Here is a 1499-nt window from a genome sequence, read left to right as displayed (position 1 = left end):
TCTCTTTTGATCACTTCCGGTGCTTCCCTGCGGTTGGGTCCACACATGCCTAACGATCAAGGGCCGTGAGCGATGTGGAGGTAGAGGACGTCCTGTTCGCCGACCTGGACGGCCTGCAGGTCGACGATGTCGAACTCAGCGATGGGGCGGTCACCGTGACCGCTCGCGCGTGCACGAGCGAGGCCGCCTGCCCGGCCTGCGGCACGAGATCGCGGAGGGTCCACAGCTGTTACCAGCGCCGCCTGGCCGACGCAGCGGTGGGCGGCCGGCCAGTGGTCGTGTATCTGCAGGTCCGGCGCTTCCGTTGTCCGGCGGCATCGTGTCCCCGAGTGACGTTCGTGGAGCAGATCGACGGGCTCACCGTCCGGCACGGGCGGCGAAGCCAGCGGCTGAACGCCGTCTTGCAGATGGTCGCGCTGATGCTGGCTGGACGAGCCGGAGCTCGCATGGCCGCCGTGCTCAGCGCAGCCGTCAGCCGCTCCACGCTGCTGCGGCTGATCCATGCCCTGCCGGACCCGTCGTCCGTGACGCCGCGCGTGCTCGGCGTCGACGACTTCGCCTTGCGCAAGGGCCATGTCTACGGCACCGTGCTGATCGATGTCGAAACCCGTCGCCCGATCGACCTGCTGCCAGACCGGGAGTCGGCGACCCTGGCCCGCTGGCTGTCGGAGCATCCCGGCGTCGAGATCATCTGCCGGGACCGCGCCAGCGGCTACACCGAAGGCGCCCGCCTCGGCGCCCCGGACGCCGTGCAAGTCGCAGACCGCTGGCACCTGTTCCACAACCTCACCGAAGCCGTGGACCGCTGCGTGACCAGGCACTCCACCCACTTGCGTACCCCGGAACCGGAGTCCAGCCCCGCAGTCTCAGCCGCTGCGGCCGCCGAACTGGAGAAGATCACGGAGGCTGCGAAGACCGAACGCGCCGCCCACCGGTGCGCTGACCGCACCCGCGACCGGCACCAGGAGATACACGCCCTGATCGACAAGGGGCTCACCCTGCGCGAGATCAGCCGCGAGCTCGGCCTGGCCCGCAACACCGTGAGGAAGTTTGCCCGTACCGCCACCGCCGAGGAGCTGAGCGCGGGCAAGTGGCAGGGGCGTGCGAGCGTCCTCGACGACTACAAGCCCTACGTGCATCAGCGCTGGCAGGAGGGCTGCACAAGTGCCAAGAAGCTCTTCGAAGAGATCAGGGCCGCCGGATTCCGCGGTGGCTACTCAGTGGTCCGCGACTACCTCCAGCCACTGCGTGCTGGAGCCAAGCCCGCCGACCGGGTCCGCAAACCACCGTCGGTCCGGGACGTCAGCGGCTGGATCACCCGCCATCCCGACAGCCTCACTCAAGACGAGACACTGCAGCTCAAGGACATCCTCGCCCGCTGTCCGGAACTCGACGCCACCGCCGAGCACGTCCGGGCCTTCGCCGAGATGATGAACGCGCGAACCGGTCACAGGCTCGCGGCCTGGATCGACAGCGTGAAAGCCAGCCACCTGCCCGAG

Annotated in this window: 1 protein-coding gene; it reads left to right on the top strand. The window is 68.7% G+C overall.

Annotated elements, in window-relative coordinates; translation table 11 throughout:
• Positions 1–65: 65 nt before the first annotated feature.
• Positions 66–1499, top strand: a 1434-nt coding sequence (locus K7G61_RS35820) for an ISL3 family transposase (RefSeq protein ID WP_225851332.1), incomplete at its 3' end; no start/stop codon positions are given.

Source organism: Streptomyces sp. HPF1205, assembly GCF_020400825.1.
In the GTDB taxonomy this organism is placed as follows: domain Bacteria; phylum Actinomycetota; class Actinomycetes; order Streptomycetales; family Streptomycetaceae; genus Actinacidiphila.
The sequence above is the reverse complement of the archived record's forward strand: the minus strand, read 5'-3'. Positions and strand labels throughout refer to the sequence as shown.